This is a genomic window from uncultured Devosia sp. (assembly GCF_913055165.1).
GTDB lineage: Bacteria > Pseudomonadota > Alphaproteobacteria > Rhizobiales > Devosiaceae > Devosia.
Window position 1 is genome coordinate 70,874 of sequence record NZ_CAJXJS010000006.1, and the last position, 20,486, is coordinate 91,359.

The following is a 20,486-nucleotide window of genomic DNA, read 5'->3' on the forward strand; positions in this document are numbered from 1 at the left end:
GCCGGCATGCGGCGATTCTTCGGCAGAAACCGCCTTATGCGATGATTTGCGCGCCTATCCAAGAATGCAGAGGCCGGAACTGTGAGCAACCGGCCAATTTGACTTTCCTGTTGCCATTACGGCGCAACTTTCCTACACGCTTAATATGTAGGCGCGTATGTTTCACGGTCGCTTTCGGGGCAAGCACTTGCCCCCTGTGACCTGAAGCGGAAGTTGCGGTTTCCGCGCCCTGCATTGACGAATTTCGGTCCAGATCGGACCGGACGGCAGCAGGCCCCCGGGCCTGACGCCCAATAGGAAGAGGTCATATGGCCCGCTGGCGAACAGAGCGCGACGCGATCGAAAGAACCGATTGCCGCTTTGCTACGCCTTATGTGCCGGCCCTGACCACCCAGACTTCGGCGCAGAACGTGAGAGGTTCGCGCCATACAGTATCAAACCTATTCGCCCCGCAATGCGCCACGACCAGGAGGCCGGTATTCCGGCAACCTCTTGTCGGCGCGCGGGCGCGCGGAGTTCATTATGGCGACCAAGAGAATGCTGGTGGATGCCATCCACCCGGAAGAAACACGGATTGTCGTTACCGCAGGTAACCGGCTTGAGGAGTTTGACTTCGAATCGGCGACCCGCCGCCAGTTGCGGGGCAATATCTACCTTGCAAAGGTAACAAGGGTTGAGCCCAGCCTGCAGGCTGCCTTTGTCGAATATGGCGGCAATCGCCATGGCTTCCTGGCCTTTTCGGAAATCCACCCGGACTATTACCAGATCCCGGTAGCCGACCGCGAAGCTCTGCTGCGCGACGAAGAGCACGATGATGATCATCACGATGATGCTGACGACTCGGTGTCCTTGCCCGAGGGCGTGACCGAGCCCGATGCAGAAGCCGATCCGCAGGAGCCCGGTGACGCGGATCACATTGAGCAGGCCCCGGCCAACAGCGAACCTGTGGAGTCGATCGGTGGTGCCGATGCGCTTGAGGAGGTCCCCGAGCGTCGTCGCTCCGGCCAGCAGCGGCGTCACCAGTACAAGATTCAGGAAGTCATCAAGCGCCGGCAGGTCATGCTGGTGCAGGTGGTCAAGGAAGAACGCGGCAACAAGGGCGCGGCTCTCACCACCTATCTGTCGCTTGCCGGCCGCTATTCGGTGCTGATGCCCAACACCGCCCGTGGCGGCGGCATCTCGCGCAAGATCACCAACGCGGCGGATCGCAAGCGCCTGAAGGAAATCACCGCCGATCTCGAAGTGCCGCAAGGCATGGGCGTCATCCTGCGGACTGCCGGCGCCTCGCGCACCAAGGCGGAGGTCAAGCGCGACTTCGAATATCTCATGCGGCTTTGGGAGAGCGTCCGCACTCTGACGCTGCAGAGTTCGGCCCCATGCCTGGTCTATGAAGAAGGCTCGCTGATCAAGCGGACTATTCGTGACCTCTACAACAAGGACATCGATGAAGTTCTGGTCGCCGGCGACAACGCCTATCGCGAGGCCAAGGACTTCATGAAGATGATCATGCCGTCCCACGCCAAGAACGTGAAACCCTATGGGGAAGAGCAGCCGCTGTTCTCCAAATACGGGGTTGAGAACCAGCTCGATCAGATGTTCTCGCCGACGGTGACCTTGCCCTCTGGTGGCTACATCGTCATCAACCCGACCGAAGCGCTGGTATCAATCGACGTCAACTCGGGCCGCTCGACCAAAGAACACAATATCGAGGACACTGCGCTCCAGACCAATCTGGAGGCGGCTGAAGAAGTCGCGCGCCAGCTGCGCTTGCGCGATCTTGCGGGGCTGATTGTCATCGACTTCATCGACATGATGGAGAACCGCTCCAACCGGGCCGTCGAGCGCAAGCTCAAGGAGTGCCTGAAGGACGACCGCGCCCGCATCCAGGTGGGCCGCATCAGCCATTTCGGCTTGATGGAAATGAGCCGCCAGCGCATCCGCTTCGGCGTCGTCGAAAGCTCCACGCATAAATGCCCGGTTTGCGAAGGCACCGGTTTGGTGCGCTCCACCGAGAGCCTTGCGCTCATGATCATGCGTCATATCGAGGATCATGTGCTGCGCAAGCAAGGACAGTCCATCAATGTCCGCGTGCCGGTAGAAGTCGCGCTCTATATCCTGAACTACAAGCGCGACACGCTCAGCCAGCTCGAAGCGCGCAATAGCCTGTCCATTACCATCACTGCTGACAGCAAGCTGACTGGCCATCAGTTTGCAATCGAGAAAGGCGAGGCACGTGTCTCCGCTTATGCCGATCAGCGGGCGGCAGCCCATGTTCGGGTCGACAGCGCGGTAATCGACGACACCGCTGAAGAAGAAGAGGTCGAAGAGATCGAAGAGGCTGAGGCCCGCACTTCGGAGCAGGGTGAGGGCGAAGGCTCGGGACGCCGCCGCCGCCGCCGCCGTCGGCGTGGCGGTCGCAATGGCGATCAGCAAATCCCGCAAGCCGCCGAATCCAATGGCGAACAGGATAGCGACGCCGACGGTGAGGACACCGAGGACGCAGAGGACACGGTTTCGCGCCAGGCTGCCGAAGGTGAAAGTGACGGCGAGACCCGCCGCCGCCGCCGCCGTGGCCGCCGCGGCGGTCGCCGCAATCGTCGTGATCAGAATGGTGAGACCACCGAGGCTTCTGAGGCTGCCGTCTCTGCGCCCGAAGATGCCGTGATCGAGCACGTTGAAGTTAGCGAGGAGCCGGTGACGGAAGCCAGCCCGGCAGCCGAGGAAGCGCCTGCGGAGAAGCCACGACGCACCCGTCGCAAGAAGGTTACGGAAACCGAAGAATCGGCACCGGAGGAAACCACGCCGGTGGAAGCTGTTTCCGACACGCCCCCGCCGGAGGAAAAGCCCAAGCGCAAGCCACGCGCGCGCAAGCCAAAGGCCGAGGCCAGCGATGCAACGGCGGCAACGGCAGTTTTCGAGACGGCGCCGGTGGAGGCCCCATCGGCCGCCGGTGAAGCAGAAAAGCCCGCCCGCAGCCGCCGAGCGAAGAAGGAATTGCCACCCGAAGGCGTGGTTGTGACCTCAAGCGCTGCCGCCCAACAAGAGCCTGCCGCGCCTGCCGAAGGCGATGCAGCGGCCGAGGGCGAACCGGAGAAAAAGAAGAAGGTCGGGTGGTGGCAACGCCGTCTGGGCCTCGGCTAGAGACATCAAGGGCGGTCCTTCGGGGCCGCCCTTCTTTCTTTCCCGGGATAAACTGACGATGTCACTTAACCTGCGGTATATCGATAGACGACATCGCCTTCGTCCTGGGGCACGGCATTATCGTCCCGCACACCGCCGAGCCGCGCCGACACGGCCATCGATTTGTGGTTCTCGGGATGAAAATAGCTCACCAGTGTCTCAAGCCCGAGCGTCTCGAACGCCCAGTGTTTGAGAGCCCCACCTGCCTCTGTCGCGTAGCCCTGGCCCTCGAATCCGTCATAGAGCATCCAGCCGAGTTCCTTTTCCGGGAACATCGGACCATGGTTGATCCCCACTTGGCCGACGCAGATGCCGCTTGCCTGCAGGTCAATCATCAGCGCGCCGTGGCCAAACAGTTCCCACATCGCCACGTCACCCGCAAACATGCCCCAGGCAGCCCAGCCGACATGCGGACCACCCATCATCCGTGATCGGTCCGAGGCCATGAAGGCTGCATAGGCCGGGTAGTCCGCCATTGTGGGAGCACGCAGCACCAGTCGCTCAGTTTCAAGAACCGGAATCGTCATGATCGCCCTGCTGCAAGAAAAGCGCGCATTCGCTCCAATGCGATCAGCATGCTTGCCTGTGTTCCCGCGTAGCTGAACCGCACATAGCCATTACCGTCGGTCCGATCGAAGTCGATCCCCGGAGTTGCGGCAACCCCAGCCCTCTCCAGCATGGTCAGGCAAAAATCCATGGCGTCGTTGGAGAATTTTTTGATGCCGGCATAGGCATAGAAGGCACCGTCGCCATCGCGGGGCAGCTCGAATCCGAGTTCGCGCAGGCCCCGCCCCAGAAGCTGGCGGTTCTGCGCGTAGGCAGCCTTCTGTTCCTCTGCATATTCCCGTTCTTCGAGCGCCACGGTCGCCGCGATCTGGCTCAGGGTCGGCGCAGAAATGAACAGGTTCTGCTGCAGAATTTCGGCCCGGCGGATGAGACTTTCCGGCAGTACCATCCAACCGATCCGCCAGCCGGTCATGCAGTAATATTTCGAAAAACTATTGATGACGATGGCATCACGCGACAACTCGAGCGCACTGACTGACGGGCCTGAATAATCGAGCCCATGATAAATTTCGTCAGAAATGAGCTGGACGCCCAGCCGCCTGCACGTCGCAACAATGTCGGCAAGCTGATCACGAGAGACAGCCGCGCCGGTCGGGTTAGCCGGGCTGGCGAACAGCAATCCATCGAACGACATCTTCAGATGGGCCCGTGCTATGTCTTCTCCTGTCAGGCGCCAGCCATTCTCGGCGCTCAATGGGATTTCGATCGGGTTGAAACCCAGACCGAGCAGCGTATTCACATAGGCCGGATAGCCCGGGCGCGTAATGGCGATACGCGCGCCCGGCTTGAATGCCGTGTGAAAGGCCAGGATGAACCCGGCGGACGATCCCATGGTCGCGACGATCAAATCCGGGTCGATGGCGACCCCGTGTTGCCGCTCATAATAGAGGGCCAGGCCCTGCCTCAGGCCATCGAGCCCTTTGGCATTGGTGTAACCCTGCGGGTTCGGCAACGCCCGCGCCACCGCTTCGATCACCTTCGGCGCCGGCGGCGCACCGGGTTCCCCCACTTCCAGATGACAGACTGCCCGCCCCTGCGCTTCCAGAGCCTTGGCGCGCTTGAGAATGTCCATGGCGAAAAAGGGCATCAGGCCGTCGGTCAACTTGCTGGACAGCTCGCTCAGTTCTTCGGTCATGCTGCCTCCGGTTCCTCACACCGGACTAGCGCGCTCCACTTGCCTTCTCAACAACATTTGATGCGGTCGAAAACCGGCCGGCGACAACGCACTGCTAAATTACCGCACCATCTGCTAGAAACTCCCCACTGACTCGACCGGAGCCCGAAATGAACCGCCTCTCCATCGTACTGGCCGCGCTTGCCGGACTTCTCGCCGGTGCACTGGGCTATTCCTTTCTCAATCAGCCCAAGCCGGAAATCGATGCCCTGGCCGTTCGGGCTATCGTCGAGCAGGTATTGGAAGAGCAGGCTTCGCAGGCGACGGCGCAAGTGCCAGAGACCGTCGCGATCCCCGAAACCGCCCAGATCGATCCGGCGGTGCTCAACCCGATGATCGAACAGTTCCTGCTCGATGATCCAAAGGTATTGCAGCGGGTCTCTACCGCTCTGGAGGAAACCCTGCGTGCCGAGGAGGCCGAGCGATCCAGAACGGCGCTGGCCGAGTTCCACGACAAGATCTTCAATGCGCCGGGCCAGATCGTGCTGGGCAATCCGGACGGTGACGTCACCCTGGTGGAGTTTTTCGACTACAATTGCGGCTACTGCCGCGCGGCCCTGCCGGACATGGCGGCACTGCTGGCCGAGGACCCCAATTTGAAGGTGATCCTCAAGGAATTCCCAATCCTCTCCAATGAATCGATCGACGCCGCGCGCGTGGCGGTCCTCGTCGGCCAGTCCGATGCAAGCTATTGGGACTTCCACTCCACCCTGTTCACCAGCCGCGGCAAGGTGGATAAGACCGTGGCGCTCGCTGCCGCCCAAGATCTGGGATTGTCTCCCGTCGATCTGGAACTGCGCATGGGAGACGCCGGGGTCGCAGAAACCATTCAGGCCTCTTACGAGATTGCCCAGGCGCTGGGCATCACCGGCACCCCCACATATATCATCGGCAACGAAATCATTCCCGGTGCCATCGGCGCGGACGAGCTGCGGGCCCGCATTGCAGACATGCGGGCTTGCGGAAAGACGCAATGCAGTTGAACTGCCTCATCTAGCCTTTTCAGTGCATTTCGTGTAACCGCCCTTGCGCTGGCCAAAAAGGCCGGTGCACAAGGCATGGATAATGACAAAACGCGTTCTCGTCCTCAATGGCCCGAACCTCAACCTGCTCGGCACGCGCGAGCCAGGCACATATGGCGCCGAAACACTCAAGGACCTGGAGACGCTGTGCAGGACTGCTGCTGAGGAGTTGGGGCTGGGCCTCGACTTCCGCCAGTCCAACTATGAAGGCGAGCTGGTGACCTGGATCCAGGACGCCCGCAAGACGGCCGACGCCATCCTGATCAATCCTGCCGCCTATTCGCACACATCCGTGGCCATACACGATGCCCTGAGGGCCGTGAACCTGCCTGTGGTCGAGGTGCACTTGACCAATATCCATCAGCGTGAGGCCTTTCGTCACCATTCCTATGTGTCTTCGGTGGCCTTCGGCGTCATTTGCGGCTTCGGTACGCTTGGATATAGACTGGCCCTCATGGCCTTGGCCGACAAACTCAAATAACGCTTCATCACGGGAAGCCGGGAGACCGACAGAATGACCAAGTCATCGGTGGATCAGGACCTGATCCGCGCCATCGCCGAACTGCTCAACAAGGAAAACCTTGCCGAGATCGAAATCGAGCAGGAAGATTTGAGGGTCCGCGTGACACGCTCTTACCCTGCCGAGGCTCCCGCCTACGCACCGGCTCCCATGCACTATATGGCGCCACCGGCCGCCGCGCCTGCCCCGGCCGCTCCCAGCGCGCCTTCGGGTTCCGTTCCCGCTGCAGCGCCTGCAACCGCTGAAGATCTGGCCTCCAACCCCGGCACCCTCACATCGCCCATGGTCGGCACGGCCTACCGTTCGCCCGAGCCTGGCAAGCCGGCCTTCGTCGATGTTGGCACCAAGGTGTCCGAGGGTCAGACCGTCCTCATCATCGAGGCCATGAAGACCATGAACCAGATTCCGGCACATCGTTCAGGGACCATCACCCGCATTCTGGTGGATGACGCCCAGCCGGTCGAATATGGCGAGCCGCTCGTCGTCATCGAGTAAGGGGGCGACCATGTTCCATAAGGTTCTGATCGCCAATCGCGGCGAAATCGCCCTGCGCATCCTGCGCGCCTGTAAGGAAATGGGCATCCAGACGGTTGCCGTGCACTCCACGGCAGACGCCAATGCCATGCATGTGCGCCTGGCCGATGAGAGTGTCTGTATCGGGCCCAATGCCGCCAAGGACAGCTATCTCAACATTCCGTCCATCATGGCTGCCTGCGAAATCACTGGCGCCGATGCGGTGCACCCGGGCTATGGCTTCCTCTCCGAGAATGCGCGCTTCGCCAAGATCCTGACCGAGCACAATGTGACCTTCATCGGTCCCTCGGCGCACCACATCGAGATCATGGGCGACAAGATCACGGCCAAGAAGACCGCGGTCGAACTCGGCATTCCGGTCGTTCCCGGCTCTGACGGCGCAGTCGAGACCGAAGAAGACGCCAAGCGCACGGCCAAGGAAATTGGCTACCCGGTCCTCATCAAGGCCACCGCAGGTGGTGGTGGCCGCGGCATGAAGGTCGCCAAGACCGAAAAGGACCTGATTGAGGCCTGGTCCACCGCGCGCACCGAGGCCAAGGCCGCTTTCGGCAATCCCTCGGTCTATATGGAAAAGTACCTGGGCAAGCCGCGCCATATCGAGGTGCAGGTGCTGGGCGACGGCCAGGGCAATGCCGTGCATCTGGGTGTGCGCGACTGCTCGCTACAGCGTCGTCACCAGAAGGTCTGGGAAGAGGCCGGCGGCCCAACCATTGCGCCCAAGGAACGCGACGAGATCGGCGAGATCTGCGCCGCCGCCATGCGCAAGCTGAAATATTCCGGCGCCGGCACGATCGAGTTCCTCTATGAGAATGGCGAGTTCTATTTCATCGAGATGAACACCCGCCTGCAGGTGGAACACCCTGTCACCGAGCGCATCACCGGCATCGATATCGTCTATGAGCAGATCAAGGTTGCGTCGGGCGAAAAACTCTCGATGACGCAAGACCAGGTGCAGTTCTACGGCCACGCCATTGAAGTACGTATCAATGCCGAGGACCCGCAGACCTTTGCCCCCTCGCCCGGCACCATCACCTTCTACCATCCGGCCGGTGGCGTTGGTGTCCGCGTCGATTCTGCGGTCTATCAGGGCTACCGAATCCCGCCCTATTACGACTCGCTGATCGGCAAGTTGATCGTTTATGGCCGCACGCGCGAGGAGTGTCTCAAGCGCCTCAGCCGCGCCGTTGACGAGTTTGTCGTGGATGGCGTCAAGACCACCCTGCCCCTGTTCCAGCGCCTCATCAAGGAGCCGGACATTCTGGCAGGCAATTACGACATTCACTGGCTGGAAAAATTCCTCGCCGCGAACAAGGCCTAGTATTGAGGGGCGCGAGAGCGCCCCTTATCTTTATGCCATGGCTCGCAAATCAGACCCTTTTTCCATCGAGATAACCCCAGAGCTCATTGTTCGGGCCTACCGGGCCGGCATCTTTCCCATGGCGGAAGACGCCGAGGACACGGACCTGTTCTGGGTCAGCCCGGACATGCGCGGGATCATCCCGTTGGACGGCTTTCACACCAGCAAGAGCCTGCGCAAGGCCATGCGCAAATCCGGTTGGTCCGTTCGGGTCGATACTGAATGGGAGGGCGTCATAGAGGGCTGCGCCACAGTCGGGAGCGATCGCCAATCCACCTGGATCAACGGCACCATACGGGCCGTCTATGGAGAGCTCTTCCGGCGCGGCGTTGCCCATACCGTGGAGGTCTGGGACGGCGATGAACTGGTCGGCGGGCTCTACGGCCTGGCCATTGGTGCGGCCTTCTTCGGCGAGTCCATGTTCCACCGCCGCACCGACGCCTCCAAAATGGCCATGGCCCATCTGGTCGACCGCCTGAACGCTGGCGGCTATGAACTGCTCGACACCCAGTTCCTGACCGATCATCTTGCTTCGCTCGGCGGCATGGAAATCCCCCGAACCGAATATGAAGACCGTTTGGGCCTGGCATTGCTGCGCGAAGGCAATTGGAACGCCTGGGACCATCGATGAAGCCTGAAGATCTTCCCGAAAGCCTCTCGCCCCTGCGCGACCTTGACTGGTCGCCGATCAACATCGGTGAATCCTCCGCGTCCGTCTGGCGCATCGCCCTTGGCGACGGAAATGCCGCCTTCCTCAAGTCCGAGCCGCTGCATCCGCTGGCCGAGTTGCCGGGCGAGATCGAACGGTTGAACTGGCTGACCCATATGGGCTTCAAAGCGCCGCGTGTTGTGGACGCCGAACAGGGTCACGAGCGTCTCTGGCTCCTGATGAGCGCCGTGCCCGGCGAGGACCTGACCCACTATCTCGACCAACCAGACGTCTTCGTCCACGTCTATGCGCAGGGCCTCAAACGTCTGCACGCGCTCGACACCACCACCTGCCCATTCGATCATGGCATCGAGGCGCGCCTGGCCGCGGCTGAATCCAGAGTGGAGGCCGGCCTGGTTGACGAGACCGACTTCGACGACGCGCGCTCAGGTTGGACAGCCCGGCAGGTGCTTGACTGGCTCAAGGTCAACCGTCCTCAAACCGGTCAGCAGATCGTTACGCACGGCGATGCCTCGACACCCAATATCCTCGCCTTCGACAGACGCTTTTCCGGCATGGTCGATTGCGGCCGAATAGGGCTGGCCGATGTCTGGCAGGACCTTGCCCTCGCCTGCCGGAGCATCGAGTTCAATATCGGCCGCGACCATATTGCGCCCTTCCTGTCCGCCTATGGCGCCGAGTGGGATGAGGCCAAGTACCTCTACTACTGCACCCTGGACGAGCTGTTCTGACACTCAATCCTTGAGCTTGAACGCAAGGGTCGTCACCCACTCATCCATATTCGGCACCTCGGTCGGGTCGCTCTCGTAGAGTTCGAGCCGGCAGGCAAAATAATCGTTCTTGCCATCGCGATACCCATCGAACGGCTGCTGAGTGAGGTTCGACCAGGCGATCAGCATGCCCGTCACGGTTTCGAGCTTGTCCGGGTGACCATGCCAGGTCACGCCCATGAAGCGCCCGCCTGGCAATGTGCCCACTTTGACCGCTCCCTCTTCCGGCCCAACCCGGTCGACGGCGATGCCCGCCTCAACATCGAGCGTTTCCGCCATGTTGATGCGACGGTAATTGTAGAAGGCCGCTCCGATCGGCCTCAAACCATGCTTTTCGATATAGGCGAATATCTGGGGAAAGCCTTCATTTGCCGGCCGCTGCATCTGCTGCATGGTGACGGTGAACGGAACATAGACATAGCTTTGTGAAGGCCGCTCGGCGGTCTCGGGCAGTGTCATCATCGGGTAACCCTCCTGTGACGGTTTTATCAGCGAGACGCTGATGTTTGCCTCACACGACGAGGGACGGCGGGCCGTCTAGACAACCGAAAGAAAAAATTACCGCTCGGAAGGCGGCGGCACATTGGTCGAGGTCTTGCACTCGATCAGCCACACATCATAGACAGCGTGATCAACGGCATTGAGCGCGGGACTGTCCGCAAACATCCAGCCCGTGAATATGCGCTGCGCTGATCCGTCTAAGCGCATCTGGTTGACCTCCAAAAAAGCCGACGTGCGCTGTAAGGTGTCACTGCTGGGCCGGTCGTAGCAGGCGCGTGGCGTAATTTCGAGTGCCCCGAATAACACGGTCTCATCGACATAGACGTCAAACCGGGTAATGCGGCCGGTGATCTTGTCCAGGCCGGCGAAAGTCGCGACCGGATTGGCGGTCGGCTGGGCCTGCACCGAAGGCGCCAAAGCCAAAACGGCCGCTGCCAGCAGCGACCGAATGAAAATGAGTCTATCCAGCCCCAAGCTTGGCAACCTTATTCCGGCGACCAGGCCTGATAGTCGCCGGTGACGCGCGGACGTTCACCCTTGTTGAGCAGGCTGCCATCCGGACGATAGGCAGCAGCAGTGCCGGTGAGATTGGGCTGATGCGGCCTTTCCCAGGCGCGCGGCTCATACTTGGCATTTGCCGGTTCCACGTCGGAGCGATGATGCATCCAGCCATGCCAACCGGGAGGAATGGCCGACGCATCGGCAAACCCACCAGCATAGGTAACGTAGCGGCGGTTGGCCTTGCGATCCTGATAGTAGCGATTGCCGAATTCGTCAGAACCGACATAGTCGCCAAAGCGCCGAATCCACAGGCGCGTGCCCCAGGTGTTCCCACCCCACCAGGAGAAAATTTCGCTAAGGAACTGCTTGATACCGGACTGGGCCAATTTTCGATTCCGTGGATATGGCGTCGATTTTGCGGTCGGTTTAGCATGGCTCGCCGGGCGATCCTAGACTTTCTTGGCCAAGTTCCAACCAGAATGGCAGTCACTGATGGCGGACCCCACCGCGACGCCCAGATCGGATTCATCGCATGCTTTGCGTCGGTTCCTCGGGCTGTACTACGCCTATGCGTTCCTGTTCGACTTCATACTGGCCTACGCCTTCTATACGGCCCTGTTTGAGCTCGAAGGTCTGTCCTTCGCCGAGATCGGCTTGCTGCTCGCCTTCTGGTCGGCGACAGCGATCATGCTGGAAATGCCCTCTGGGGCGCTCTCGGATCATTTCGACCGGCGCTGGCTGCTTGTTGCCGCGCCACTGTTCAAAACACTGACCTTCCTGTTCTGGATCCTGGCCGCTGGAAGCTTCTGGCTCTACGCGGCAGGTTTTATGTTCTGGAGCCTGGCGCAGGCCCTGCAATCGGGCTCTCGCGAAGCCTTGCTTTATGAGCGGATGGAACGCGAGGGACGCGTTGCCCAGTTCGACAAGGTCCTGGGCCGGGACAACGCGGCCGAGGAACTGGGCATCGGCTTTGGCGCGCTGCTGGGCGGATTTGTTGCTTTCTACAACTTTGATCTCGGCCTGTGGTTGTCTATCCCACCGCTGCTGCTCGTCGCCTTACTGGCCCTGGGACTACACGATGGCCGCCGCGGCCGGAAAGGCCCCGCTGCTGATGACGTCGTGGAGATGCCAGCCACCTACCTCTCCCATTTTGTTGACGCCATCGGCGAATTTCGCCGGCACGCCAATCTGCGCTTCGTCACGACCTATATCGCTGTGGGCCTGGTGGTATTCGAACTCATCGAGGAATTCGATCAGCTCTATTTCCTGGCAGTCAATCTGCCGGTCTGGGCCTGGGGCATCGCCGGCGCGCTTGTGGAGTTCATCTACGCCGCCGCCAGTATCCATGCTTACAGGCTGGCGGGACGGCCATGGTTGGCCTGGCTTCTGCCACTCCTGGGTGGTGGATTGCTGGTCGCCGCCTCGGTCGGATCAAGCCCCTGGTATGTGCTGCTTCTGTGCCTGGCCTATGTGCTCATGGCGCCCTTGGGCGTGCTCGCCGAAGCGCGCTTCCACCGGGTCATGGAGGGCAGGAGCCGGGCGACAACAACCTCCGCGCTGGTCATGGCCGAGAATATTTCGGGCATTGTCGGCACCCTGGCCTTTGGCTTCCTGGCGCAATGGGTCGGTATTCTGCCGGCCTATGGCTGGGCGGGCCTGGTCATGCTGCCGCTCGCGGTCTGGGTTGCCATTGGACAGCACCGGGGCCTGCAGGCGATCGACTGATCTGCCCTGTCAACGCCCAAGCAGCAGATCCCGCGCCTCGTTGATCTTGGCTGCCAGAAACTCCGATCCGCCGCGATCCGGATGCACACCCTTCATCAACTCGCGATGCGCGGCTTTGATTTCTTCGTCGCTCGCCCCCGGCTCCAGACCGAGTACGGCATAAGCCTCCGCCACCGGATCGCGTGCCGAACCACCGCCCGTTGCCGTGGCCCCTCCAGCGTCCTGCTCCGCAAAATACTCCCGCCAGCCGGCCCGGTTGGTGTCCAGCCAGCTTTCCAGCAGGTTGACGCTTTCCGCGTCATGGCCGATCTCGTCGATAAGGACACGGGTTTCGTTCTCACCGAGATCCATCAGATCCCAGCCAGCGAACTGGCCATCCAGAATGCGTCCGGTCAACTCGCCAGTGTCGTGATCAAGCTCCATGGCAAGATAGCGGCTGCGGACTTTTGAAACATTGGCCGAAGAGCCCGAGCTGAGGCTATCGAACGAAAACTGCCCCAGCCGGCCACGGAACAATACCGAAGCGGCGACGGCTCCAAGGATCATGGCGATATCGATGCGCCGGAACAGCAATGCCGCCGCCGCAATCGCCGCAGCGCCGCCACCCACGATCCAGCGCAACCCGCGCACAAGCAGGCGACGATCCATGTTGCGCAGCGCGTAACCCAGCCAGAGCAGACCAATCAGCCCCAGGGTCCCTAGAAAGATCCAGCTCATCGCCCCTCGATCTGGGTCAACAAGACCCGCGCCGCACCACTCGACTGCAGCTTCAACTGTGACCGCCCGCCGCTGGCGTAGGCCGCCACCGCCTTGAGCAAGTCCGCCAATTGTTGCGGCGCTCCACTATCGAAGCGCGCATATGCGCCTTTTGACAGTCGCGCGAACTCGCGGAAGGCCGCTTCCACCCGACTGTCATGGCCCTCCTGGAACACAAAGATCGGCAACCCCATCAGGCCCAGTTCACCCGCCTTGGCGCACAATGCGTCGACGTCTTCCTCAATCGCGTCGCCGACATAGACCACCGCATTGATCCGCCGCTTTCCGTGTTCGTCGCGGGCATGATTGAAGATGCGCCCGATCTGCGTTTGACCACCCTGGCAGGCAATGGTGCTCATCAGGCGGGCCAGAGCCTTGGCGTCCACAACCCATTTTGACGCGCGGCACTCGCCCAGCCCCCGGAAATAGATCAGTTGCACCTGCAGATGCGCATCCTTGGGAATGGCCTCGAACATGCCTGCCTGCAGCGACACGGCCAAGTCCCATGTCGGCTGACGGCTCATCGTTGCGTCCATGCCGAACAGCAGCCGTCCGTCCTCACCGGCATTGGGTCGCGCCAGCTGCCCCACCTTCTTGACGAAGGCGGCAACTTCGTCGCGCATCTCTCCCTTGGGCGCCACGGCGTCGCTGCGCCGGGCCGGATTCTTCTCGCTCATGCGTTGAATATGTGACCGCCGGTGCTCCCGGGCAAGGCGGCTTGCCGTGCCGATGATAAAATTCGCTTGTCTGCGTCGAAAGCCTGGCGCCTCATCCGTCGTGCCGGTGACATCCTTTGTGGAGGAACTTGCAATGGAACGACAATATGGCTGGGTGATCGTTGTTGCTGGCGCTGTGATTACCTGTCTGGCCATGGGCGCCATGTTTGCCTTGCCCGTCTATCTCCAACCCATGAGCGATGAAACCGGTTGGACCCGCGCGGGCATTTCGGGTGCCATGACGGTTGGCTTCATCGTCATGGGGGTTGCCGGATTCTTCTGGGGCACATTGGCGGACCGGATCGGTGCCCGCCCGGTCATTCTCACCGCCGCCGCCATGCTTGGCCTCGGTCTCTATCTCGCCAGCCGGGCCACTGATCTGCTGGTTTTCCAATTTGCCTATGGCGGGCTCGTCGGTGCCTCAGGCGGCGCCTTCTTTGCCCCACTCATAGCCACGACGCTTGGCTGGTTCGATAAGCACCGAAGCCTTGCGGTCTCCCTTGTCTCGCTCGGCGCGGGTGTCGCACCCATGACCATGACGCCCCTTGCCACCATCCTTATCGAACAGTTCGGCTGGCGCGATGCCATGATGCTCACTGCCCTCGCAGCAACGGCCTTCATAGCACCAGCGGCATTCCTCATTCGCCAGGCCCCGGAAGCGCTGTCAGAGGCTCCCACACCGGCTAGCGACGTCGTCCCCGCGAGCAAGCCTCCCCGCACCATCACGACGATCTTCCGAACGCCGCAATTCATCGTTCTGGCGGCCGTCTTCTTCCTCTGTTGCGGCGCCCATTCAGGACCGATTTTCCACACGGTGAGCTATGCCATGTTGTGTGGAGCATCTGCGCTGGCTGCCGCCAGCATTTACAGCGTCGAAGGGTTCGCCGGTCTGTTCGGCCGCGTCATTTTCGGCATGTTGGCAGACCGCATCGGCGTCAAGCGCGTCATCATTGGCGGCTTGCTGCTTCAGGCCGTGGGCATCTACAGCTACATTTACGTATCTGAATTGACCCACTTCTACCTGCTGGCAGTGCTGCTCGGCCTCGTCTATGGCGGCGTCATGCCACTCTATTCGGTGCTTGCGCGCGACTATTTCGGCCCCAAGGTCATGGGTACGGTTCTGGGTGGCATCACCATGACCTCAGCTATCGGCATGGCCTTCGGACCGGTCGGCGGAGGCTACCTCTACGATACGTTCGGTGACTACCACTGGCTCTATGTCGCCTCCGCCGCTGTGGGACTGGCGGCCGCCATGCTGGCCCTCGCCTTTCCGCCCAAGACGGAGGCCGCCGCCCCGGCTGGCGCGGCCCCGGCCTAGCAATCGCTCCCGGTCAGGCGGGGTTGGCGACAGTCGCCCCGCCGCTGGCCCCGTCATCGTCCCTGCCTTTGGCATAAGCCGCGGACAATTCCCGATAATATCGGGAATTGAAGGCCAGGATTGTCACCACGAGGCCGACCAATCCGGCGATGGTGAACACCAACGCCATACCGCGATCCGGACCCGTACCAAACCAGCCGCCGATCGCATTTGCCCCGGCCCCATCTGTCATGAAGGGAATGACCACGAACTGGGTCAGCGGACCGATAAGGAAAGCGGTCAGAGGTGAGGCCGACTGTTCCACCGATTGGGCAAAGCCGAAAACCCTGCCCTGCCGTTCCAGCGGGACCACTTTCTGCAGCGTCGTATGCTCGGCAGCCTCCGCATAGGGCCCAAGCAACATCCAAACGAAGCACCCGGCGGCAAGCAACCAGAACGAGGACTGGATGGTGAAGACGCAACAGACGGACCAGGTGATGGCATTGACCAATAGCAGCGTCCGAAGCGGGTTTATGCCAAGTCCGGTGCGTGAGATGATGATGCCGCTGAGAATGAACGCGGTCGACAACACGCCGAAGGTCAGCCCCCAGATTTCCACCGGCACCAGGGAAAGACCATAAGCGTCGAGCAACGCCATGAAGATGCCGCCCAGAAAATTGTTGAAGCAGGCAAAGAAGATCAGGGCGAAGAGGCCGGGAACAGCTGCTACGACCCTGACGGTGCCGGCGATGTCGACCCGCTTGGGCTCTACGGGCTTGTCTGGGTCAACCGCCACCCTGCCCTCATCGATCTGGACCAGGCCCAGATGCACAAAGGCCAATCCGGTGGCCACCAGGGCCGACACCATGACGCCAAACATGCCGGTGTAGGCGACAAGAAATCCCGAGATCACCGAGGTGGTGAGAAAACCGATACCGGTGACCATGCCGACCAGACCGTTCGCCTTGTCGCGAGAGTCTTCAGGGATGAGAATTGTCACCAAGGTCGGCAGGGCAATCGAGCGGATATTGCCAGCGATGACACCCAGCATGACCAGCAGGACGAAGCCCCACAGATACCAGCCATAGGGATCGCGAAAGGCGCCCTCCGGCTCAATGAGTATCATCCCCAGGGCCAATATGTAGAAGAAGGCGGAAGCCGCACTGGAGGCCAGCATGGCGTGCTTTTTGGCATTGTGGTCGACGATCGAGCCGAACCAGAACCCGAACCCCGCAGTGAACACCAGATAGAACCCGGCAATCATGCCCGTGGCGAACACTGACTGGGTTTCGAGAAACACCCAGAACGTAATGGCGAACCACACAGTGAAGTTTGTGACGTTGGCGACAAGGTTATTCGCAAGAATCTGGTGAAACGGCTTCATTTGATCGGATCCAATCCTGGCTGGCCGTGGTGTAACTCTAGATGAGCGGCGACCCCGCCTCAACGACTATCGGCCCGTCGCGACAGGGGCTGTCAGCGGCAGTCAAAGATGCCCTAGAGGGACCCGCTCGAGGCAGCGACGAGCATGAAATGCTCAATTCGACGGACGTCGGATGCTTCAGATGACCTGGGCCAATTCCCAGATATGGCCAGAGGGGTCTGCAAAGGCCGCTGTCCTGCGCCCCCATGGACGATCAACGGGGCCATTGAGCACCGAGACGCCAAGGGAGGCCAGCCGCTCGCACTCGGTGTCGACATCCTCGACCTTGATGGTCAGCAAAGTTCGAGCGCCCTGCCCACCTATGGCAGCTGGAGAAATCAGCTCTGGCGCCTGATTGACGTCAAGAAGATTGATCATGCCTCCGCCGAAGGCGAAAACCGCCGAGACATCGTCGGAATAGACGATCTCAGCGTCGAAAACGCGCTCGTAGAACTGCCGAGTCGCAGAGAAATCATCAACAAACAGGGTTACGACTTCGAGATTGGCTAGTGTCATGTGAACTTCCTCCTTGGACACAAAGCACGACGAACCAGTCCCCGCACTTTCGACCGAATCCAGAGCTTTGCGCTGTCCGACCAGGCGCTATGCCGAGCAACATGGCTTCATTTACCTTTGCTCAACCATGAGAGCGCAGGCTTTCCCCGCCATGCCACCAAGGAGTGCCCAGATGCACGAGGAAATCCAGCGCCGCGCTTATGCGATGTGGGAAGCCGACGGACGGCCGGAAGGTCAGGACCAGGCCTATTGGTTCAAGGCCGTTGCCGCACTGACAACCGAAGCTGCCAAGGCCATCAAGCCGGCGCGCAAGCGGGCGCCGCGTACGACCAAAGCCAAGAAGGCAGCATGAGCCCGACCTCTACTGGCCGCGACTCTACCACTGTCGTGGCCAGTAGAGGTCGTCTGCAAAATCCGCTGGTATCGACGACAGGCGAAGCAAGGCTTCCGCTGCCAGGTCGATTTGCCGGCACATCTGGCTAATGGCGTCTGGGACGGGCCGGCCGGTCACATATTCCCGCAATTGCCACTCATCGAGATGGAGCGACGCCTTGCGCCGCCGAGCCTCGGCCTCCACCGCTACAGGCCGAACGGCCGTCCCAACACCAACTGGCCCAACGGGCTCACTCCATTCACGCCGTTCACCAACGACCGCAAAGCGCATTTCCGGTGTATCCCGTGCCACATCCCGCGTGGCCAGTGATTACCATACGCACCACAACATTACGGAAGCGCAAAGAGTGCGCTTGGCGGGCTGGCTCGTCATGATAAACTTGCAGGCATGTCGATCCTCTACCTCATGGCAGCAGAAGCCGAATATGGTCCTCATCTGAGGGCCCGTATCGAACCGGTCGTGATCGGCGTCGGACCTGTCGAGGCCGCCGTCAACACGACCCGCCTGTTGGCCTCATCGGAAAGCCGTCGACTGCGGCTAGTCGTATCGCTCGGTTCGGCAGGTTCGCGGCGCCTGGAGCAATGCGAAGTCTATCAGGCCGTCACCGTTTCCTACCGCGACATGGACGCGACTGCGCTGGGATTTGCCAAGGGCGTTACCCCTTTCCTCGACATGCCTGCGACTTTGAGGCTCGCGCCACCGGTGCCCGGCCTCAATCCGGCCAGCCTCTCCACGGGTGCTAATATCGTCTCCGGTTCGGCCTATGATCTGGTGCCCGAAGACATGGTGGACATGGAGACTTTTGCCATTCTGCGAGCCTGCCAGGCCTTCGAAATCCCGCTCCTGGCGATCCGGGGGATCTCCGACGGCAAGGGCGAGGTCACGCAGATGGCCGATTGGACCCAGTATCTTCATATTGTGGATGAGCGCCTGGCCGCTGCCGTGGACATCATCGAGGCCCATTATTCGGCAATGGCCTGACGCCCCCTATTTGCGTCGCTTCTTGTCGCGCCGGTACCGCTGCCAGTTCGTCCACCAGCGACTGCCGCGCAGTATGGCTGTATTCACTGGCCCCTGAAGGAAAATGAGGTCGACCGCCAACAGCAGCAGGCCCAGCGGCAGCATCCATATGCCGAGCACCGGCAGGAAGCTGAAAATGCCGCCCAAGACCAGCAGAATGCCCAACGGGATGCGCACCCATCTGGCGCCCGGGCGTCTCAGACGCGCCAGCCAACCTGCCGCCAGCCCTGGAATGCGCCGTTCCAGTCGGTCGAAAAGCCGGTTGAGGCGATCTGTGCTCTTGGTCATGCGGGTTCCTTCCACACCACCTAAATGGCGCCGACCTGTGGCAGTTCAAGGGCATGGAACCGCGCGAGATATCCGGCCGTTTATCGAAAAACGCGGAGCGGATCATGTCCCTTGATGCTTTTCTCTCCCAGCTCACCAACCAGCGGCGTGGGCAGCACGACCTTGAAGGCCAGGTGCGGGCCATGCGGCGCGACGTCCAGCATCTGGTCCATCAGCTCGCCCACCTATCGGGACACACCACCCACAACCTAGGGGGCCAGCTACAGGAAATGGGCACCGCTGCGGCCGCGCACGGTTCAGAATGGGCGCGCCTGGCCGGCGAACAGGCCATGCACGGCGCCAGGCTGGTGCGGCGCGACCCGCTTCCCGCAATCGCGCTGGTCAGCACGACCTTGCTGCTTTTGCGGCTCCTCAAGCGATAGATAGAAAAACTTAACCTTCCGGCTCAGGCGTTCCTTAAGGCTAGGCGCGCATTTTCGGGCAAAGCGATCTTTTCGCAACAAGCCCGGAATGTCCCCATGCGCCGCACCAGTTCAACCATTCTGCGCCTTTCCATGGCCGTCCTGGCAATCACCAGCCTGGGCGGGTGCAGCTTTCTCGGCGTCAATCTGGGCATGGCCCAGCTGAGCGAGAAAGAGTGCATGATGCGGGCTATGTACTTCGAATCCAATCGCTCCAGCCCAGACGGCATGCTCGCCGTGGGTACCGTCGTGATGAACCGTCTCCACGATCCGCGCTATCCCAAGTCCGTGTGCGGTGTGGTCGGGCAGAAGAACCAGTTTGCACAGGGCGTGCTGACGCGTCCCATGACCGATAGCGGCGCGGTGCTTGCCGCCCAGGTGGCCGATCAGGTCCTTTCCGGCGCCCGCCATCCCGGCGTCCAGAACGCCCAGCATTTCCACACTGCCGGCCTGCGGTTCCCGTACAACAATATGTATTACGTTCTCGAGGCGGGCGGGAACGAGTTCTATGAAAAGCGCAGCACCCGCTGACCGCTAGAACTCGCCACCAATATCAAAGCCGCCCCAATCGTCACCGGCGTCGATGTCCTCCTCCACGGAAGGCTCTTCGGGCGCCGCCTGAGTTTCCGCGGCCTGCGCGGGCTCACTGAACATGCCAGCGATTGCCGAGCCCAGCAGCACGCCGCCGGTGACACCAAGGGCCGTCTGTGCGGCACCAGCGAGAAACCCACCGCCATCTGTGCGATCCCATGGCCCCGGGCGCCGCACCTGTTCGGGGCGCACCCGCCTCTCGGCGTCATCGCCAAAAATGCTGCCCAGAAAACCGCCCGATCGGCTGCGATCGGCCTCAAGGGATTCGATGCGCGCCTGCTGATCGCGCAAGGCGGCTTCCTGCACAATGATTGCCTGCGCCATATAGTATGCAGCAGCAGGATGCTCGGCCAGCCGCTGGCGGATCAAAGCCTCGGAATCTCTATCGCGCGGGCCGCTCTGGCGCTCGACGCGTCGCAGGCGTTCGAACAAATCCTCAATGGCGCGTTCGTCTTCTTCCCTGATCATGGCGTCCTCCAACTGGTCCACAAGGACATGGGAAG

24 protein-coding genes and 1 pseudogene are annotated in these 20,486 nt (G+C 61.3%); 13 read left to right on the plus strand and 12 right to left on the minus strand.

What is annotated here, in order from left to right:
• Positions 1-522 precede the first annotated feature (522 nt).
• Entirely contained in the window at positions 523-3,141 is a 2,619-nt protein-coding gene (locus tag QZ564_RS03850) for an Rne/Rng family ribonuclease (RefSeq protein WP_297104885.1), read from the plus strand.
• A 65-nt stretch (positions 3,142-3,206) separates the two neighbouring features.
• Here the strand turns inward: QZ564_RS03850 and QZ564_RS03855 are convergent, their stop codons facing one another.
• Both QZ564_RS03855 and QZ564_RS03860 read right to left on the minus strand, forming a co-directional pair.
• On the minus strand, positions 3,207-3,707 hold the full coding sequence (locus QZ564_RS03855; RefSeq protein ID WP_297104888.1) for a GNAT family N-acetyltransferase: 501 nt from the start codon (positions 3,705-3,707) through the stop codon (positions 3,207-3,209).
• Entirely contained in the window at positions 3,704-4,882 is a 1,179-nt protein-coding gene (locus QZ564_RS03860; protein WP_297104893.1) for an aminotransferase class I/II-fold pyridoxal phosphate-dependent enzyme, read from the minus strand. The genes QZ564_RS03855 and QZ564_RS03860 overlap by 4 nt, the downstream gene beginning before the upstream one ends.
• A 149-nt stretch (positions 4,883-5,031) precedes the next feature.
• On the opposite strand from QZ564_RS03860, the gene QZ564_RS03865 reads away from it, so the two are divergent.
• The 6 genes from QZ564_RS03865 to QZ564_RS03890 all read left to right on the plus strand — a co-directional run bounded on the left by QZ564_RS03865 (position 5,032) and on the right by QZ564_RS03890 (position 9,755).
• Complete coding sequence (locus tag QZ564_RS03865; protein WP_297104897.1) at positions 5,032-5,904, plus strand: DsbA family protein; 873 nt, start codon at positions 5,032-5,034, stop codon at positions 5,902-5,904.
• An 82-nt stretch (positions 5,905-5,986) separates the two neighbouring features.
• Complete coding sequence (gene aroQ / locus QZ564_RS03870; protein WP_297104899.1) at positions 5,987-6,424, plus strand: type II 3-dehydroquinate dehydratase; 438 nt, start codon at positions 5,987-5,989, stop codon at positions 6,422-6,424.
• A 33-nt stretch (positions 6,425-6,457) separates the two neighbouring features.
• Positions 6,458-6,958: an acetyl-CoA carboxylase biotin carboxyl carrier protein gene (gene accB, locus QZ564_RS03875; RefSeq protein ID WP_297104902.1), complete on the plus strand. Its 501-nt coding sequence runs from the start codon at positions 6,458-6,460 to the stop codon at positions 6,956-6,958.
• A gap of 10 nt (positions 6,959-6,968) precedes the next feature.
• Positions 6,969-8,315, plus strand: a complete 1,347-nt coding sequence (gene accC / locus QZ564_RS03880; RefSeq protein ID WP_297104906.1) for an acetyl-CoA carboxylase biotin carboxylase subunit — start codon at positions 6,969-6,971, stop codon at positions 8,313-8,315.
• Positions 8,316-8,352: 37 nt separating this feature from the next.
• Entirely contained in the window at positions 8,353-8,985 is a 633-nt protein-coding gene (aat, locus tag QZ564_RS03885; RefSeq protein WP_297104910.1) for a leucyl/phenylalanyl-tRNA--protein transferase, read from the plus strand.
• Positions 8,982-9,755 carry an APH(3') family aminoglycoside O-phosphotransferase gene (locus QZ564_RS03890; protein WP_297104913.1) on the plus strand — a complete coding sequence of 258 codons (774 nt, stop codon included), beginning with the start codon at positions 8,982-8,984 and terminating at the stop codon, positions 9,753-9,755. Before aat ends, QZ564_RS03890 begins: the two co-directional genes overlap by 4 nt.
• 3 nt (positions 9,756-9,758) lie before the next feature.
• Here QZ564_RS03890 and QZ564_RS03895 read toward each other — a convergent pair whose 3' ends face one another.
• The 3 genes from QZ564_RS03895 to QZ564_RS03905 all read right to left on the minus strand — a co-directional run bounded on the left by QZ564_RS03895 (position 9,759) and on the right by QZ564_RS03905 (position 11,167).
• On the minus strand, positions 9,759-10,256 hold the full coding sequence (locus QZ564_RS03895) for a GyrI-like domain-containing protein (protein WP_297104916.1): 498 nt from the start codon (positions 10,254-10,256) through the stop codon (positions 9,759-9,761).
• 96 nt (positions 10,257-10,352) lie between these two features.
• Positions 10,353-10,736, minus strand: a complete 384-nt coding sequence (locus QZ564_RS03900) for a DUF2155 domain-containing protein (protein ID WP_297105004.1) — start codon at positions 10,734-10,736, stop codon at positions 10,353-10,355.
• Between the two features lie 44 nt (positions 10,737-10,780).
• Positions 10,781-11,167: an NADH:ubiquinone oxidoreductase subunit NDUFA12 gene (locus tag QZ564_RS03905; RefSeq protein ID WP_297105006.1), complete on the minus strand. Its 387-nt coding sequence runs from the start codon at positions 11,165-11,167 to the stop codon at positions 10,781-10,783.
• A gap of 121 nt (positions 11,168-11,288) precedes the next feature.
• Here QZ564_RS03905 and QZ564_RS03910 point away from each other — a divergent pair, with 121 nt between their 5' ends.
• Complete coding sequence (locus tag QZ564_RS03910) at positions 11,289-12,521, plus strand: MFS transporter (RefSeq protein WP_297104919.1); 1,233 nt, start codon at positions 11,289-11,291, stop codon at positions 12,519-12,521.
• 9 nt (positions 12,522-12,530) lie between these two features.
• Here the strand turns inward: QZ564_RS03910 and QZ564_RS03915 are convergent, their stop codons facing one another.
• Together QZ564_RS03915 and QZ564_RS03920 are read right to left on the minus strand one after the other, a co-directional pair.
• Positions 12,531-13,238, minus strand: a complete 708-nt coding sequence (locus tag QZ564_RS03915) for a DnaJ domain-containing protein (protein ID WP_297104922.1) — start codon at positions 13,236-13,238, stop codon at positions 12,531-12,533.
• On the minus strand, positions 13,235-13,954 hold the full coding sequence (locus QZ564_RS03920; protein WP_297104924.1) for a VWA domain-containing protein: 720 nt from the start codon (positions 13,952-13,954) through the stop codon (positions 13,235-13,237). Before QZ564_RS03920 ends, QZ564_RS03915 begins: the two co-directional genes overlap by 4 nt.
• 133 nt (positions 13,955-14,087) lie before the next feature.
• Between QZ564_RS03920 and QZ564_RS03925 the strand changes: the two genes are divergently transcribed.
• Positions 14,088-15,311, plus strand: a complete 1,224-nt coding sequence (locus tag QZ564_RS03925) for an MFS transporter (protein ID WP_297104927.1) — start codon at positions 14,088-14,090, stop codon at positions 15,309-15,311.
• A 13-nt stretch (positions 15,312-15,324) separates the two neighbouring features.
• Here the strand turns inward: QZ564_RS03925 and QZ564_RS03930 are convergent, their stop codons facing one another.
• Both QZ564_RS03930 and QZ564_RS03935 read right to left on the minus strand, forming a co-directional pair.
• Positions 15,325-16,674, minus strand: coding sequence for an MFS transporter (locus tag QZ564_RS03930; protein ID WP_297104930.1), 1,350 nt, complete (start codon positions 16,672-16,674; stop codon positions 15,325-15,327).
• Between the two features lie 177 nt (positions 16,675-16,851).
• Entirely contained in the window at positions 16,852-17,229 is a 378-nt protein-coding gene (locus QZ564_RS03935) for a VOC family protein (protein WP_297104933.1), read from the minus strand.
• Between the two features lie 172 nt (positions 17,230-17,401).
• Here QZ564_RS03935 and QZ564_RS03940 point away from each other — a divergent pair, with 172 nt between their 5' ends.
• Positions 17,402-17,581, plus strand: a complete 180-nt coding sequence (locus QZ564_RS03940; protein ID WP_297104937.1) for a DUF2934 domain-containing protein — start codon at positions 17,402-17,404, stop codon at positions 17,579-17,581.
• 24 nt (positions 17,582-17,605) lie between these two features.
• On the opposite strand, the gene QZ564_RS03945 is transcribed toward QZ564_RS03940, so the two are convergent.
• The gene (locus QZ564_RS03945) at positions 17,606-17,893 is read right to left on the minus strand and encodes a hypothetical protein (protein ID WP_297104940.1); all 288 of its coding nucleotides are present in this window, start codon (positions 17,891-17,893) and stop codon (positions 17,606-17,608) included.
• 90 nt (positions 17,894-17,983) lie between these two features.
• Here QZ564_RS03945 and QZ564_RS03950 point away from each other — a divergent pair, with 90 nt between their 5' ends.
• Positions 17,984-18,604 (plus strand): 5'-methylthioadenosine/S-adenosylhomocysteine nucleosidase, encoded by a 621-nt coding sequence (locus QZ564_RS03950; protein ID WP_297105009.1) that lies wholly within the window; start codon positions 17,984-17,986, stop codon positions 18,602-18,604.
• 6 nt (positions 18,605-18,610) lie between these two features.
• Here the strand turns inward: QZ564_RS03950 and QZ564_RS03955 are convergent, their stop codons facing one another.
• Positions 18,611-18,931 carry a hypothetical protein gene (locus tag QZ564_RS03955; protein ID WP_297104944.1) on the minus strand — a complete coding sequence of 107 codons (321 nt, stop codon included), beginning with the start codon at positions 18,929-18,931 and terminating at the stop codon, positions 18,611-18,613.
• Positions 18,932-19,035: 104 nt separating this feature from the next.
• Here QZ564_RS03955 and QZ564_RS03960 point away from each other — a divergent pair, with 104 nt between their 5' ends.
• The gene (locus QZ564_RS03960; RefSeq protein WP_297104947.1) at positions 19,036-19,353 is read left to right on the plus strand and encodes a hypothetical protein; all 318 of its coding nucleotides are present in this window, start codon (positions 19,036-19,038) and stop codon (positions 19,351-19,353) included.
• 192 nt (positions 19,354-19,545) lie between these two features.
• A pseudogene (locus QZ564_RS03965) lies at positions 19,546-19,914 on the plus strand (cell wall hydrolase); the annotation flags it as partial.
• A 12-nt stretch (positions 19,915-19,926) separates the two neighbouring features.
• Here QZ564_RS03965 and QZ564_RS03970 read toward each other — a convergent pair.
• The gene (locus QZ564_RS03970; RefSeq protein WP_297104950.1) at positions 19,927-20,451 is read right to left on the minus strand and encodes a DUF2076 domain-containing protein; all 525 of its coding nucleotides are present in this window, start codon (positions 20,449-20,451) and stop codon (positions 19,927-19,929) included.
• Positions 20,452-20,486 lie beyond the last annotated feature (35 nt).